Source organism: Magnetococcales bacterium (assembly GCA_015228815.1).
In the GTDB taxonomy this organism is placed as follows: domain Bacteria; phylum Pseudomonadota; class Magnetococcia; order Magnetococcales; family UBA8363; genus UBA8363.
This window is the reverse complement of record JADGCV010000066.1, coordinates 1-15,193: the sequence shown is the minus strand read 5'-3', so window position 1 is coordinate 15,193 and position 15,193 is coordinate 1. Positions and strand designations below refer to the sequence as shown.

13 protein-coding genes are annotated in these 15,193 nt (G+C 58.5%); 6 read left to right on the top strand and 7 right to left on the bottom strand.

The window, feature by feature from the left end:
• Positions 1-37 precede the first annotated feature (37 nt).
• Positions 38-3,382 (top strand): hypothetical protein, encoded by a 3,345-nt coding sequence (locus HQL76_17220; protein MBF0110910.1) that lies wholly within the window; start codon positions 38-40, stop codon positions 3,380-3,382.
• 92 nt (positions 3,383-3,474) lie between these two features.
• Here HQL76_17220 and HQL76_17215 read toward each other — a convergent pair whose 3' ends face one another.
• Together HQL76_17215 and modC are read right to left on the bottom strand one after the other, a co-directional pair.
• Positions 3,475-4,599 carry a tetratricopeptide repeat protein gene (locus HQL76_17215; GenBank protein ID MBF0110909.1) on the bottom strand — a complete coding sequence of 375 codons (1,125 nt, stop codon included), beginning with the start codon at positions 4,597-4,599 and terminating at the stop codon, positions 3,475-3,477.
• 173 nt (positions 4,600-4,772) lie between these two features.
• Positions 4,773-5,867: a molybdenum ABC transporter ATP-binding protein gene (gene modC / locus HQL76_17210; protein MBF0110908.1), complete on the bottom strand. Its 1,095-nt coding sequence runs from the start codon at positions 5,865-5,867 to the stop codon at positions 4,773-4,775.
• A 205-nt stretch (positions 5,868-6,072) separates the two neighbouring features.
• Between modC and HQL76_17205 the strand changes: the two genes are divergently transcribed.
• The 5 genes from HQL76_17205 to HQL76_17185 all read left to right on the top strand — a co-directional run bounded on the left by HQL76_17205 (position 6,073) and on the right by HQL76_17185 (position 11,209).
• A complete protein-coding gene (locus HQL76_17205; GenBank protein ID MBF0110907.1) occupies positions 6,073-6,618 on the top strand; it encodes a hypothetical protein in 546 nt (181 codons plus the stop codon).
• A complete protein-coding gene (locus HQL76_17200) occupies positions 6,615-7,538 on the top strand; it encodes a 4Fe-4S dicluster domain-containing protein (GenBank protein MBF0110906.1) in 924 nt (307 codons plus the stop codon). The genes HQL76_17205 and HQL76_17200 overlap by 4 nt, the downstream gene beginning before the upstream one ends.
• Positions 7,539-7,931: 393 nt before the next feature.
• Entirely contained in the window at positions 7,932-8,789 is an 858-nt protein-coding gene (locus HQL76_17195; GenBank protein ID MBF0110905.1) for a chemotaxis protein CheX, read from the top strand.
• A gap of 26 nt (positions 8,790-8,815) precedes the next feature.
• On the top strand, positions 8,816-9,502 hold the full coding sequence (locus HQL76_17190) for an MBL fold metallo-hydrolase (GenBank protein ID MBF0110904.1): 687 nt from the start codon (positions 8,816-8,818) through the stop codon (positions 9,500-9,502).
• A 390-nt stretch (positions 9,503-9,892) separates the two neighbouring features.
• Positions 9,893-11,209 carry an EAL domain-containing protein gene (locus HQL76_17185; GenBank protein MBF0110903.1) on the top strand — a complete coding sequence of 439 codons (1,317 nt, stop codon included), beginning with the start codon at positions 9,893-9,895 and terminating at the stop codon, positions 11,207-11,209.
• A 62-nt stretch (positions 11,210-11,271) separates the two neighbouring features.
• On the opposite strand, the gene HQL76_17180 is transcribed toward HQL76_17185, so the two are convergent.
• From HQL76_17180 to HQL76_17160, 5 genes are all read right to left on the bottom strand, one after another.
• Positions 11,272-11,739 carry a hypothetical protein gene (locus HQL76_17180; GenBank protein ID MBF0110902.1) on the bottom strand — a complete coding sequence of 156 codons (468 nt, stop codon included), beginning with the start codon at positions 11,737-11,739 and terminating at the stop codon, positions 11,272-11,274.
• A 78-nt stretch (positions 11,740-11,817) separates the two neighbouring features.
• Complete coding sequence (locus tag HQL76_17175; protein ID MBF0110901.1) at positions 11,818-12,228, bottom strand: hypothetical protein; 411 nt, start codon at positions 12,226-12,228, stop codon at positions 11,818-11,820.
• A gap of 308 nt (positions 12,229-12,536) precedes the next feature.
• A complete protein-coding gene (locus tag HQL76_17170; protein ID MBF0110900.1) occupies positions 12,537-13,247 on the bottom strand; it encodes a hypothetical protein in 711 nt (236 codons plus the stop codon).
• Between the two features lie 179 nt (positions 13,248-13,426).
• On the bottom strand, positions 13,427-14,044 hold the full coding sequence (locus HQL76_17165) for a hypothetical protein (protein MBF0110899.1): 618 nt from the start codon (positions 14,042-14,044) through the stop codon (positions 13,427-13,429).
• A 129-nt stretch (positions 14,045-14,173) separates the two neighbouring features.
• Positions 14,174-14,380, bottom strand: a complete 207-nt coding sequence (locus HQL76_17160; protein ID MBF0110898.1) for a hypothetical protein — start codon at positions 14,378-14,380, stop codon at positions 14,174-14,176.
• Positions 14,381-15,193 lie beyond the last annotated feature (813 nt).

Sequence of the window (15,193 nt, the reverse complement as noted above, 5' to 3'; positions counted from 1 at the left end):
ACCTCCGGTGGTGGAAGGGGAAGACGGTGACGGCGGCGTGCCTTCGATTTTCGATCCAACCTTCGGCGCCGGAGACGGGGAAGAGGACCCGACGGAAGAACCTCCGGTGGTGGAAGGGGAAGACGGTGACGGCGGCGTGCCTTCGATTTTCGATCCAACCTTCGGCGCCGGAGACGATTCGGGGGCGGAGACTCCTTCTCTTGAAGTTTCCGATGCCTCCGGGGTGGAAGATCAGGCCATTCCATTGTCCGTCGCGGCAGCATTGAATGATCTGGACGGTTCCGAATCCCTGCTGATACGGATCGATGGCGTCCCCGGAGCGGCTTATCTTTCGTCGGGGCTCAATATCGGCAATGGAACCTGGCTTTTGACGGCGGAAGACCTGGTGGGGCTGACGGTGACCCCCCCTGCCGATTCCGATGCCGATTTCCAATTGAGCGTCACGGCAACGGCGACCGAGTCGGCGGACGGATCGGAACGTTCGGTATCGGGAATCATGAACGTCATGGTGGCGGCGGATGCCGATCCTCCTGTTTTGGAACTTCAGGACGCCCTGGGGCTGGAGGACGGAGCCATTCCGTTATCGATCCAGGCGGGCGTGTCGGACCTCGATGGTTCCGAAACCCTGTCTTTGGTTCTTCTTGAGAACGTTCCCGAGGGGGCGGTCCTTTCGGCGGGAATCGACCGGGGTGATGGCCGTTGGTCCCTGACCCTGGCCGACCTCGAAGGTCTTTCGATCACGCCACCGGTCGATTCGGCGCAGGATTTTACCCTGACGGTCCGGGCGGTCTCTCAGGATGGCGCGGATTCCGCCATGACTCTGGGGACGATCGCCGTCTCCGTGGCGCCCGATGCCGATCCGCCGGTATTGACGCTGACCCCCGCGTCGGGAATGGAAGATTCAGCCATCCTCCTGGATGTGACCATCTCCTTGAACGATCGCGACGGTTCCGAATCGATTCAAGGGGACCTCGTCATCACGGGTGTCCCCGAAGGGGCCATCCTGAACGTGGGCAGCGCCGGTCCCGATCACACCTGGGTCATTCCCGGCGCCTATCTGGTTCCTCTTGAAACCAATGCCCAGGGGACGGCGGTATCGTGGAATGTTCCCGGTTTGACGGTGACCCCACCCGAGAATGGGGGGGAGGATTTTCGTCTCGGGATTCGCGTGACGGTTGGCGATGGAACGGACCGGACCACGGTGGAAAGCGGATTGGATGTCGCGGTCACTTCGGTTGCGGATGCGGCGGAGATTGTTGCCGCCACGGTCGAGGGCATCGAGGATACCGCCATTCCCCTGGATCTTTCCTTTGCCCTTCAGGATCAGGATGGATCGGAACGGCTGTCGGGCAATGTCATCCTGACCGGTATTCCCGAAGGGGCGACATTGAGTGTCGGAATGGCGGGTCCGGGACATACCTGGGTCATTCCCGAGGAATCCCTGGCGGTCACAGCCCATAACGCCGCGGGAACGCCGGTGGCCTGGGAGGTCCCCGGCCTGACGATCACTCCCCCGGTGAACAACGACGCCGATTTCTCGATCGGCATCCGTCTGGTGACCATGGAGGGGGACCAGGCCCGCGTGACCGATGGGCAATTGGATGTGGCGATTCACCCCGAGGCGGATGCGGTGACCTTCAGCATTCCGGAGGCGATACCGGTGGAAGATGCTTCCGATTCCGGTCGCGATCATGGCGATTTTTCCCCGGGACGTCCCTTTGACGGCTGGTGGCCGCGCCGCGGACCCGCCCATGACGACGATTCACGTCACGGAGGCCACCGTGGTGACGACGATTCGCGTCATGGAGAAAGGTGGCTTGGCGGTTCGCGGCACGATGATTCACGTCATGGTGGGGCGCGTGATGACGACTCGCGTCACGGCGGCCATCGTGGCGACGATTCGCGTCATGGAGAAGGGCGGTTTGGCGGTTCGCGGCACGACGATTCGCGTCATTGGGGACACCGTGACGATGATTCACGACATGGCGGTTCACATCATGACGATCATGACGAAACACGACTGGTCCCCTTGGCATTTCAAATCAATCTTCAGGACACCGATGGTTCGGAATCGTTGGCGGGATCCATCGTGGTGACGGGGGTACCGGAAGGGGCCACGTTGAATCTGGGAGAACGCGGCGCAGATGGCGATACCTGGATCATTGGACCGGAGCATCTGGTGGCGGTCGCATTCAATGCCGCTGGCGATCCGGTTTCGTGGACGGTTCCCGAACTGGGGATCGTCCCCCCGGCCAACGCCGAACCGGGATTTGTCCTTGGTCTTCAGGTCACCAGCCAGGACGGCGACAGCACCCGCGTGACCGAAGGGTCATTGACGGTTGCGTGGGAGGAACGGGATCGGGGAGAAGGTTCCCATCATGGAAGGGGTTGGGGTTGGGATCGGTCGCATGGTGGCAATGATCGGGATCGGCCCTGGGGTTGGGATCGGTCGCATGGTGGTTCGGATCACGACCGGCATGGGGTGTGGGATCGGTTGCACGAAGTGCCATGGCGTGGTTTTCCCTTCGGTCGTGACGGAGCGCGTGGTGGGGCGGAGGAGACGGTGGTCGGAACGGGCGAGGATGTCCTGACCCTCCATGTGGCCCGCGGCGGATTTGGCAACGATGGCGCCTTCAATCTGGTGGTGGATGGGGAAACCGTGGGACGATTCACCGCCGACATGGCCCATTGGCGGGATCATGACCGCTGGGAAACGATCACCATCGACAACCTGAATCTGTCATCGACCGAGCCACATGAAATTCGTGTCGAACCGGTCCATGCCCGTTCCCATGTCCTGGTCGATTCCATCGAAATCAATGGCGTCGTCCACGAGGCGGAAATCGATGGACAGCTCGATCGAGGGATGATGGACGGTGATTTTGCGCGGATCCATCACGGCGGGGCGCTGGTTTTTGCGCTGCCCGCCGTGGAGACCGCAAGCGAAGCCCTCCCTCCGGATCCGGTCGATGCCATCGTTACCGGGAGCGCGGAACATGATGTGTTGACCTCCGGGGCGGGTGATGATGTCCTCATCGGACTGGAAGGGGATGACCTCATCGGCGGTGGCGCTGGTGATGACCGGATGGAAGGGGGCGATGGCAATGACCTGTTCATCATCGGGCACGGTGGCGGGTCGGATCGGATCGATGGCGGGGCGGAAGCGGGTTGGGTCGATGCCCTTCATCTGGAGGATGTGACGGGTGGACCGGCGCATGCCGGCAACCCCGAGGGCAATTGGACCCTGGAATCCCCGTCCGACTACACAATCGACGAGTTGAACCGCGAAATCCGCTTCGATGGAGGAAACGCCTCGGGAACCATTACCTTGGAAGATGGCACCCTCATCGAGTTCGACAACCTGGAGATGATCGGCTGGTAATATCAAGGATGGGTCTGGGAAGGGGTTTCCCCTTCCCAGTGGGGTTTGGGGCAACGCCCCAAGGTTTTTATTTTGATGCGTTCGCCCGCAAATCACGGATCCTCGGTGAACAGGGGATGGTCCTTGGGCAGAAAGTGCCGGGCCGTATCCCGGGCCAGTTTCAAGGTATTTTCGGCCTCGGCGGCATGGCCCAGTTTTTTCTGTACGCGGGCCAGATTGTTCAGAATGATGGCGACATTAAGGTGCGGGGTGTCGGGATTGACCCGATCATGTTGTTCCAGGGCCTTTTGCAACAGGTCGATCACTTCGTCAAGGTCGTTGCGGCGAATCATGATCCGGGCAAGATTGTTGACACTGAGAAAGACCAGGGGATCATCCAGACCACGGGTGGTTCGGGCGAGCGACCAGGCCATGCCGAAGGTGGCGTGGGCCTCCTCCAGACGTTGTTGATCGATCCGCAACAGGCCGATATTGCCGAGAATGTTGGCCTCGAGGCGCGGATTGCGTTGCCGCGAACGTTCCAGAAGATACAGGGCGCGCATCAGGCAGCGTTCCGCCTGGAGTGGTTCCTTGAGACGGCGCCAGGTCTCGCCCAGGTTGTTCAAACGGATGATGGTCAGAGGATTGTCCGAGCCTAGAAGCCGCTGGGAAAGGAGCAGGGCGCTTTGATGACAGTTGATGGCACGATCGGGCCAGGGACCAATGAGAAGACGTCCCGAACGATCAAGCCAGTGCATCAATTGGCCGGCGGTTTCTCGATCGCCGACATTCATGGCGTGTTCCGCCAATGCCCGGGCATGCCAGGACAATCGGTTCAATTCATCGCGGGTGATGGCGGGTTTCCCCGATTCGGGAAAGGTTGCCAGCAGAAGACGTCCCGCCTGCCGCACGATACTGGAGGCACGGCGGGCGCGAATCCCCCGGCGTAGCGACGAAAGCACGGGGCCGAACAGATACAGATCCTGGCGGGAATGAATCACCAGCCGGTGACGCTCCAGTTCATCGAAGAGCCGGATCCAGGTTTCCCGTCCCGCCTCGGCCAACTTCACGGGAAGAAGAGCGGAAAACTGGAAAAACACCTGTTTGGGAAAACCGGTGGGGGCCATGTAGGCCAACCATTCCAGCAGGGGAAGGATCAGGGGGTGTCCCGCGCCGGCATTCTTGATGGCACGGGTCGTGATGTCGGTTGGCCGGGAAAGGGTGATGGTGATGCTCATTCAGGATCCTTTTCATGGTTGACCGAGGTTAAAGGATTTTCATGAATTCCCGGCGGGATGAACACCCGTTTGGATTATGCCATGATTTCCCCGGCGAGGGAAACGGTGAAGTCAAGGACAGGGACCTGTTTGCAGTGCCTCCGAAAAGGCTGAACGAAAGAAGAGGAAATCGATTACATCAAAGCGACCGCCTTGATCTGGATCCAGACCTGTTTTCCCTGGGCCAGGGACAGTTGTGCCGCGGAACGTCGGGTAAGGCGTGCCAGGAACGGAGTGCCCGCCACATCGAGCCGTGTCAGACAGAGGGCCGGATGCGATTCCACCCCCAGTTCGACGACGGTGGCAGGAAGGGAATTGACGATGCTGGTCCCGGTGATTTCTTCCATGGCAATGCTGACATCGCGGGCAAGAACGCGGACCCGCACCCACTGCCCCATGGCTAGGCCCCGGTCCCGGACCCAAAGGCTTCCCCCGGGAAATGCGACCCGACACAGCGACCATTCCCGGTCTAACTGCGCCACGCTTGCCTCGATGACGACGCCGACATCCTCTCCAAGACGGATGGGAAGATCGAGACGGGAAAGGATTGTCGCGATGGGTCCCGATGCGAGCGACCGTCCCCGATCGAGGACCACCAGATGATCCGCAAGGCGGGCGACCTCGTCGGGGGCGTGGCTGACATAAAGGACAGGAATATCGAGTTCGCCGTGGAGTCGTTCCAGAAAGGGCATGATCTCTTCGCGCCGGGCCAGGTCCAGCGCGGCAAGGGGCTCGTCCATGAGGAGAAGTCGGGGTTGGGTCAGGAGGGCGCGAGCGATGGCGATCCGTTGTCTTTCTCCCCCGGACAGACCCGATGCATGGCGTTGCAACAGGTGCCTCAATCCCAGGAGGTCCACGACCGGATCGAAGGCAAGATGCGATGGTGTTGCGATGCCGTGCGCGGTCCACTTTGATTGCCGGATTCGGCGCAGGCCGTAGCGCAAGTTTTCCGCGACCGACAGATGGGAAAACAGGGGAGAATCCTGAAAAACATATCCCAGGGGGCGGCGGTGGGTGGGAAGAAAGAACGATCCTTCCTGCCAGGGGTCGCCATGGACAAGAAGCCTTCCTCCTTCGACCCGTTCCAATCCGGCAATGGCGCGCAACAGGGTGGTCTTGCCCGAGCCCGAATGTCCGAAAATGGCGGTGATGCCCGTTCCCGGCACGGTCAGATCGACATCGAGGGTAAATCCAGGCAGTTCCAGCCTGAAGCGGGCTTCGATGCCCATATTCAGATCCGATCGACATCAAGAGTAAATCCAGGCAGTTCCAGCCCGAGACGGGCTTCGATGCCCATGTTCGACGACCGTTCCCGCATGGAATCCGGGTTTGGACCGCGGTGTCGCTCCACCTGGATCGACATGGATTGATTCTCCATGGGAAACATGACAATGATGGGTCGGGGTTCAATCATGGCGGGTATGGGGTATGGGGATGCGGTTGACGGTGATGGCTGGGATCGGGTTGGGACTTTCCATCGTGTTGACCCTCGGCGTCCGGGAAGCGACCGGATCGTCCTCCTCGTTCACGGTGGCGGGCAAAGAAGGGATCGACAAATGTGTCGCCTGTCACGCCTGGCGTCAACCCGACGTTCAACCGCGGGAACTCAAGAAACCCCATGATTCTCTTCATTTGTCCCACTGGCCGATGCCCGGTCCCTGGTGTGATCGCTGTCATGATCCCAAAACGCCACGACAATTGACCGGATATGGGGATCGCATTCTGTCTTTCGGGGAGGCCCATCTGTTGTGTGTCGAATGTCATGGCGCCACGGTACGCGATTGGCGTCATGGCGCCCATGGCAAACGGGTGGGCTCCTGGCAGGGACCGGCCAGCATTCTTCCCTGTTCTTCCTGTCACGATCCCCATCGACCGGCCTGGAAACCGATTCCTCCATCGGCCCCGCCGGTCCCTCCAGGGACGACGCGGTCAGGGCAATCCCGAATTGTACCACAAAAACCACCGGAAGTCGCACCATGATTCTCTCGGATGACGATCCACGTTCCCCCAAACGCCGACGGTTCCTGAAGGGAGTGGCGTTGACGGTAACCGCTGCCGCCGGCAGCGCCGTCGGTGGAGAACGGAACGATTCGGGATTCAGCGACAGCATCGATCGGCTGTTGCAGAAACATTTCTTGAGAATGTCGCCTCGGGAAGTGCAAGAAGCCCTGCAACGGATTCAACGCGATGCCGAGCGGATTCACGGTATCGCCATCGAATGCGCCGCCACCCAACCCCTTCCCGAGGTGCGCTTCGCCCAGGCCCTGAATCTTGCCGCATGCAAGGGGACCAGACGCTGTGTCGCAGCCTGCGTTCGCGAAAACAATTGCGGTCGCGGCGGCAGCCTGGAAAACATACGGGTCCTCTCCCTCCCCTGGGGGCAACAGGATCTTTCCCAGGCCGATCCCTACTTCAATCCCGCCACCGTTCCCGAGGCGGGACGGCACTATCTTCCCGTTTCCTGCCAACAGTGCGACCATCCCCCGTGCGTTACCGCCTGCCCGGTCCAGGCAACCTGGAAGGAACCCGACGGGATCGTCGTCATCGATTACGACTGGTGCATCGGCTGCCGCTACTGCGCCATCGCCTGTCCCTATGGCGCCCGGCATTTCAATTGGGGAGCGCCCGTCATTCCCAGGGAGGACTGCCAACCGGTCACCGAATATCTCGCGAACCGCCCCCGGCCCGCGGGAGTCATGGAAAAATGCACCTTCTGCCTGCAACGCACCCGAAAAGGGTTGCTGCCCGCCTGCCAGGAAGCCTGTCCCACCGGAGCCAGAATATTCGGCAACCTGCTCGATCCAGTCTCGGAAATTCGCTACGTTCTTGAACACAAACCGGTCTACCGTCTCAAGGAAGAGATGGGAACTTCCCCAGGGTTTTGGTATTTTACCGGGTAGGTGGCTTGGCGGATTCACCCGAAGCGGTTTCTCGCGTCGGGTGAAATGGCGCGTGGAAAAACAAGGTCAAAAACAAAGTCAAAACCCTGGGGGCAATCCCCCAGACCCCTTTTTCCTTTCAATAATTTTAATACGGGGAGGCGTCTAACGGTTGCGTCGAATGACTGGCGCGGAGCATTGCGGAATTCACTTGATTTAATCCTTTCGTTAGTGAATCATTATTCACCTCGGTCCGCTTCGAAACCATCGTTTCGGGCAGGACCGTCCATTGCAGGGGGGAAAAAGCCCGACCGTGTGCAACGTGGTTTACTTTGGGAATGAACTCGGATCGGACGCCGATGCCCGAAATATCAGGAAATATCGTTTTTCTCCCAGCGAAAGTTTGACACAGCCATGACCGAAAAAAGAAGGCATTCACGAGTGACGCCACCCATCGAAGTCTCGATCCATTGCGACAATGGCACGGTCTATCGTGGAATGATCCAGGATATTTCCATGGCCGGGGTCAACATCAGGATTTCCAAAATCCACGATATGGGATTCTGTCACGACGGCCTTCTTAAAATGAAGTTTGGCACCAATGAGGATCCCTACATTGCCGAATTCATCGGCGAGGTCGTTCGATGCGATGCCAATTCCATCATCTATAAATTGAAGGAATCGGATCCGAACAACTTCAAAATGTTGAAAAAAATAATCCTCGATCATGCGAGCGAACCCCAGAGTCTGATCGATGAAATCAAGTTCAACGAAAGCCTCTCCTTGAACAGCCTCTACCTTCCCGCCATGCGGGAATCGATCCGGGTGTTCATGCAGGAGGCGGTACGATCGATTTTCCAGGTCTATCTGGAAACCGAGGCCTTTTCGGTAACGCGCAGTGACGCCCCTCCAGACATGGAGAGTGTCAATATATCGGGTATCTGTGGGTTCAACGGTGCCCTTTATGGCAGCATCATCGTCGTTGCGGAATTGTCGTTTGCCCGACTGCTGGTCTCGCGGTTGCTGGAACTGGAACCGGAAAAGATCAACATGCCCACGATCGTCGATGGCTTTGGCGAGTTGGCCAACATGATCTCGGGGGGGGTTCAGAGCGGGCTGTCGGAAGAATACGAAAACATTTCCCTGATTCCGCCGATGGTTTTCGTCGGCAATCAATGCACCTACAGCAGCGATCAACTGTTCAACGTGCGCAATGATTTCGACTCGACCTTCGGCCCGTTCAGCGTCGAATGTTTCTTTTCGATCGTTTGAGTACACCTTCCATCGTCGAGGATCGCATGGACAAAGGCAATCCACTGCGCATCACCCGTGCGGTGTTTCAGGTTGGCGGGGCGAACCTGACCACCGCCGAGGATGCCGCCAGCTATCTGGTTGTGGGCCATGAGGCGGCGGTGTTGGTGGACGCGGGGACCGGTCTTGGCATCGAACGTCTTCTGGCCAATATTGCCGCGACCGGTACCACCCCCAAACGCATTACCCACCTCCTGCTGACCCACTGCCATTTCGACCACAGCGGCGGAGCGTTTGCCCTGAGAAAGCGCTTGGGGTGCCGGACCGTCATACATCATCTCGATGCCCCCTACCTTGAGACGGGAGACCGGTTCACCACCGCGGCCAACTGGTATGATCGTCCCCTCACTCCCTGTCCCATCGACGAAATGATCGGTCCGGAACCATGGCAACTGGAGTTGGAACCGTTCCGGATCATCGCACATCATGTTCCCGGTCATTCCCCGGGTTCCCTGGTCTATACCATGGAATCGGATGGATCGACCGTCATGTTCGCCCAGGATGTCCATGGTCCATTGCATTCCATCCTGAAGTCCAATCGCCAGGATTACCGCGCCTCGTTGCAACGAATGCTCGATTTGAACTGTGATGTTCTGTGTGAAGGTCACTACGGGATCATCCGGGGAAAAAAAGAATCCGCTGCATTCATTCGTTCTTTCATGTCCGCCTCATGATCGCTCTTGTCTCCAAACAGTTTTTTTCCTTATCGCCCCTTCGTTCCGTTCTGACCGGCCCATCCACTGGAGATGGCGCGATCCAAGGAGCATCATGGAACAATATGCCTGAAAAAGAGGCGTTTGTGGTAAAGGCTTGGGCAGTGACCCAGTGTTCCAACGCCATTGGCGTTGCGGGTTAAATGCAAGGAATTGATTGTATTGTCAATCAATTAATCAAAGAAGATTCTGTTTGGCCCAAATTTTGTTGATCGTTACAAGATCAGCAGGGATCTCAAGGGGTGGAGGTCGCTGTTCGGCTTGAGGCGTGGATGTTCATGAGGATGGCGATGCGTTGCGCGAGGAAACACATTGTTCAAGGGGCAGGCATACCTTGAAACGGAGGTGGACATGTTGGCGCTGCGAAGGGAATCGATCGTGGAGGAGGAACGGGGAACGGGACGGGTAGGACGCCTGGTGGCCGATTCCATGGTTCGGAATGGGCGCTGGGGGGTGGGGCATTTTGCGGGATTGTCGCTTCATGGGGCGTTCCAGCCGATCTATTGCCTGTCGCACAAACGTCCGGTGGGTTATGAGGGATTGATTCGTCCGGTGGATTCCCAGGGGGCGGCGGTATCGCCTGGAGTCTTGTTCGGGCGTGCGGCAAATCCGGAACAACGGGTTCATCTGGATCGGCTGTGCCGGGCGGTGCATATTCATAATTTTGTGACGCTTGGGTTGGATGAAGGATGGTTGTTTCTCAACCTTAATCCCAATCTGTTTTGGACGTTCAATCGGGAGATGGCCCCGTTCACGGCGGATTTGTTGTCTCATTTTTCGCTGCATCCGCGACGGGTGGTCCTGGAAATCCTGGAAAAGTCGATCCCCGACGAAGGGTTGATGGGGGAACTGCTTGATCATTACCATGACCTGGGATGTCTTGTGGCCATCGATGATTTCGGCAGCGGCCATGCCAACTTTGATCGGATCTGGCGGTTTCGTCCCGATATTGTCAAGTTGGACCGGTCGATCATTGCCAATGCGGTCCACAATCCCCATGCCCGGCGGATTGTGCCAGGACTGGTTTCCCTGTTGCATCAAGCGGGGGCCATGGTGTTGATCGAGGGAATCGAAACCCATGACGAAGCGATGATCGCTCTGGATTCGGAAGCCGATTTCGTGCAGGGTTTTTTGTTTGGCAATCCGATGACCGATCTGGCCATGGTGGGTGGGGTCAAGAGCGATACCCTGAAAAAATTGACGGGAATGTTTCGCCGCCGCCTGTTCGGGGATACCCGGAGGCAATTCAAGGAAATCCGCATGTATCTGGATACCCTGGAAACCTGGGTGGAGCGGGTCGATTCGGTCGAGGATCTGCGCCTCAAGGGAGAGGCGTTCGCCACGGTGGCGGGGGTGAAACGGTGTTTCATTCTGAACCATCGGGGTCAGCAGGTGGGGAAAAATATTTCCATGGGAGATTCTCCCCATTTTGCCCATATTGCCGGTGGCGATGGCGCCGATTGGTCGCGTCGCACCTATTATCGCCGGGCGGTGGGCCGGCCCGGAGCGATTCAGGTGATCGGACCCTATTTTTCGCAACCCGACGCCGGCATGTGCATCACCCTTTCCATCGCCCTGGAATTGTCGGGAACGACCTGGGTCTTTTGCGCCGACATCGAATGGAAGGGGTCGGCGGACATGATCGTTGGGGAAAACAGGTTTTTGTAATCAAGGATCGATAAAAAAATGCGGCCCCCGAAAGGGCCGCATGGCACCAACATCCTTCACAATCACTGCTGCTGCGCCGGAGCCGCTTCCTCGGTCGCCTGAGGGGCCGCTGCCTGGGGTGCGCCACCCCAACCCGGTCCACCACCCCAGCCCGGTCCACCGCCCCAACCCGGTCCACCACCACCCCAGCCCGGTCCACCGCCCCAGCCCGGTCCACCACCCCAGCCACCCGGACCACCCCATCCCGGATATCCGCCCCAGGGGCCACCGCCGTAGCCGTTGTTCCAGCCATTGTTCCAACCGTTGTTCCAACCATTGTTGGAAGAGCCGCCACCATCGCCGCTCATGTTGAAACCAAAATTGCCGGAAGCGCGGCCATTGCCGTTGCCATTTCCCAGCCAATTGTTGCCCCAGTTGCCATTGTTGTATCCGGGACCATTCCCCCACCAGGCCTGGGCATCATCGGCGCCCATCATGGCAACGCCCCCCAAAAGGGCCGCCACCGCCAACGTGGTCATTGTTTTCTTCATTGATTTGTTTCCTTATGTTATGCACATGGTTGATAAAAACAAAATTGAAAATCGTCCGTGCTCTTTCCATCCGTCAACCTACCATCCCCAACCTCCAGGTCCACCCCAGCCGCCGGGACCGCCCCCTCCCCCCGGACCGCCCCATCCTCCAGGACCCCATCCCCCCGGACCGCCCCATCCTCCCGGGCCGCCCCAATTTCCCGGACCCCAGCCGTTGCCCCAGCCATTGTTCCAACCGTTGTTCCACATATTGTTCCAGCCATCGCGCGTCAGCCCTTCGATATCTCCCTCAATATTGAAGTTCAGACGGCCCGATCCTCGACCCCGGCCATCATTGTTCCAGTTGTTGCCCCAGTTGTTGCCCCAGTTGTTCCACCCAGGCCCGTCACCCCACCCTGGTCCCCACCAGGCCTCCGATCGCTCGGGAATCAATGTTCCAATGCCGCCAACCAGGGCCGTCAACACCAATATCCGCAATTTTTTTTTCATCGCCCGACTCCTCGTCCCAGCAAGAAAAACACCTTTCCCATGACCCGCCAGAACCTCCTGGGGGTCTCACCCGCCGATGCCGCCGTGTATCACCTGAAATCCCGCGAAAAGACAGATGGAACAGTTTGGCCAGGGAATGAGGGATACCACAAAAAACCTGGCAAATCTCCAGCGAACGGAAAACAACGACACGCCAACTCCATCCCTTGCCCGAAACCCATTTCAGGACAAGCCCCCTCCAAACCCACTCATTCCCAAAAGGCAGCCCCGTTCCCCGCAATGATTCGATCCACCCTCCGGGAGCCTCCCTACCAGCCCCGCTGCCACGGACGAGACCATTCCCGTCGCCCCGCATCCATTCCCGACCCCGCATCCGGTCCACGCCATGGACCGGCGCCACGATCGGAAAAGCGCTCCGGACCGCTTCGACCTTCGCCATACATCCATTCCCGCCCAAGGTCCCATCCCGCATCGGGCCATCCATACCCATCCGGGCCACCCAACCACCGCCGATCATGTTCCCAGGGCGCCACCGCCCCCGATCCGTAATAGTTCCGCCCCATCTCCCAATCCCACTCGGCATGAGCGCGCGAATCATTCCACACACCGTACCCGCCCCCCCACCGGTCCGCCCCCCATGGATCGTATCTCGGAATGAACCCCTCCCGACGAAGCCCCCGTCCCCCCGAGTTCACATCATTCCCGGAGAATACACGCCCGGTCCCATCACCTCGGACACGCGCATCATCCAAACCTTCCGCCCCCCGGTCATTCGCCACCCCCGGAGCGCCATGGAGCCCATCCTTGCGATTCAATCCGTCCGGCGCCACCAGATCCTTCCTTCCCGCCGACTGCCCCATCTCCTTCATGAAGGACCCCATGAACCGACCAAACCGCTCCCCCATCTCCTGAAGTTCCCCCTGGCCCGACCCTTCGCCACTGCGGGCAGAATGCGGCCAAAAAAGCAACACGACAGAAACCCATCCCAGGAAAATCGGTCGCATCATCGATCGCATCATCCCATTTTCCGCTAAAAGGCCCCCACCCCCAGTCGATTCCCGAAAACACCAACCCTGACACATTATGGGCATCGCAGCCCATGAAAACCAGGAGATAAATTTTGAATTTTTCATTATTCGAATATTATAATTTTCTAATATATCGGCTTGGCGCACGCAAATCAAGAAAAAAAGGGCGCTCAATCACTTTTTCCAGCCCCGCCAACGGGCTTGTCGATGGAAACTTTCGTAAATCCATCCGGAATCTCGAACAGGGAGGCAGGTTGTACACCCTGGACAACATTTTCCAGAAGCACTTCCAGACCATCGGCATAGCTTTCACGGATGGCCAATTTCAAAGAGACATCGACCCACATCCGCGCATAAGGATCGAGGCCGCCCTTGGCATTTTTCAGGGCGATCTCCCACAATCGGGTTTGTCGGCCATTCACTCCGTGCATTCCCGAATCACGGCAGACAAACCTGGGGTCCTTGCGGCAAGGGCTTTCGGGTTCATCGGGCATAGGTGGCCGGCCAATGACCATTTCGTCCGCCTCGGTATAGACTTTGCGCTGCGGAAAGAGGGTCCACACCTTCTTGTCCAACGGTTTGAAGATCATCCAGACGGGTTGCCCCATCCGTTCTCCCTCGGTACGAACCCCCGAGGTTCCGACATACATCTTTCCCCGGACAAGCCCCTTGCCTTCACGATCATTGCGCCGCACGACGTCGGCGGCAAACTCGTTCACCTGAAGATGAGACGGTTCCTTGGCCTCTGCTGCTGCCGCACTGCCCCCTCCGCAAAGATACAACGCCAAAACGGCCAACCTCCCGTACCTGACCCGGAAATGGCGAAAAAAGGCGGCGCCAGCGGATGTCATGAGGAATTTTGCCAATGACTTCATGCCCCACTCACCCCTGGAAACAGTTCATTTCACGGTATAGGGTCACTCGTCGAGGTCCCCGGCCTGGACGGCCTTGTCGGTCCTACCAACCAAAGGGACCCGGAACCAATGGTGGGACGCCAGGCGTGCTTCCGAACGCATCCGGTCGCCATGGACCGTAAGAAAAACCGTTCCTCCGCCCCGGCCCATCCCCAGAACGCGAAAACCCGCCCGCGTCCAGAGGCGGAGGCGTTTCCTCGGATGGACCATCCACCTCCCATCCCTGGGGCACCCCCCCCCACGGTCGTTCCGCTTGGGCTCCTCGCACTCCCGGAACCGTCGGGAAACCCCTTTCTGGTCCATCGGCATGATTTGAATTCTCACCCGAAAACCCATCCCACCACTGCGATCGTTGTTTCTCCAAATCCGGAGGTGCCGTTACGCGGGGAGAAACAGATCGAGGGGCATTCTCACCTCGGACACGCCCCATCGTCTGATCTGGATGGACTCGATAAAAACCACTGCCCCAGGGAATGTCACCCGCCATGGTCGAGGAGGGCAACCCCGACGCAAAGAACATTACCAGAAGAAGGACGACCCGCACCATGACCGGCATCGTCCAGGGACGGACCGCAACCGGAAAGAGGTCTGTCGTGTACCAGCCCCGATTGCCAAATTGTCCCTTTTTTTTACCGCAAGCTGTCAAGGAGATTGCCGCCATGAATCAAGGCCCTCCTCCGACCAAATGGAACACGATACACTTCTCGGGAAAAACGTCAAAATAAAAACTTCCAGTAACTGCCCAGGTACCCTCCGGGTTCAATTATTAGAAAGAAAAAAGGGGTCTGGGGGATTGCCCCCAGGGTTTTGATTTTTATTTTTCTTTTGATTTTGTTTTTCCACGCGCCCTTTCACCCGAAGCAAGATTCCCGCATGGTTTTTGCGAGAATCTTGCGTAGGCGCGCGCCTTGGTCCCGATCTTTTCGCGATTTTTGCGAAAAGATCGGGACGCACTGCAAGTTTTCAGGCCTTACAACCTGCAATGCGTCTGTATAAAAAAAAAAAAAACGCGAAGAAAGACAG

Coding starts and splice junctions, on each gene's coding strand:
- HQL76_17215 (MBF0110909.1), bottom strand. CDS start 4,599: ATGAGCATCACCATCACCCTTTCCCGGCCAACCGACATCACGACCCGT.
- modC (MBF0110908.1), bottom strand. CDS start 5,867: ATGGGCATCGAAGCCCGCTTCAGGCTGGAACTGCCTGGATTTACCCTC.
- HQL76_17205 (MBF0110907.1), top strand. CDS start 6,073: ATGCGGTTGACGGTGATGGCTGGGATCGGGTTGGGACTTTCCATCGTG.
- HQL76_17200 (MBF0110906.1), top strand. CDS start 6,615: ATGATTCTCTCGGATGACGATCCACGTTCCCCCAAACGCCGACGGTTC.
- HQL76_17195 (MBF0110905.1), top strand. CDS start 7,932: ATGACCGAAAAAAGAAGGCATTCACGAGTGACGCCACCCATCGAAGTC.
- HQL76_17190 (MBF0110904.1), top strand. CDS start 8,816: ATGGACAAAGGCAATCCACTGCGCATCACCCGTGCGGTGTTTCAGGTT.
- HQL76_17185 (MBF0110903.1), top strand. CDS start 9,893: ATGTTGGCGCTGCGAAGGGAATCGATCGTGGAGGAGGAACGGGGAACG.
- HQL76_17180 (MBF0110902.1), bottom strand. CDS start 11,739: ATGAAGAAAACAATGACCACGTTGGCGGTGGCGGCCCTTTTGGGGGGC.
- HQL76_17175 (MBF0110901.1), bottom strand. CDS start 12,228: ATGAAAAAAAAATTGCGGATATTGGTGTTGACGGCCCTGGTTGGCGGC.
- HQL76_17170 (MBF0110900.1), bottom strand. CDS start 13,247: ATGATGCGATCGATGATGCGACCGATTTTCCTGGGATGGGTTTCTGTC.
- HQL76_17160 (MBF0110898.1), bottom strand. CDS start 14,380: ATGGTCCATCCGAGGAAACGCCTCCGCCTCTGGACGCGGGCGGGTTTT.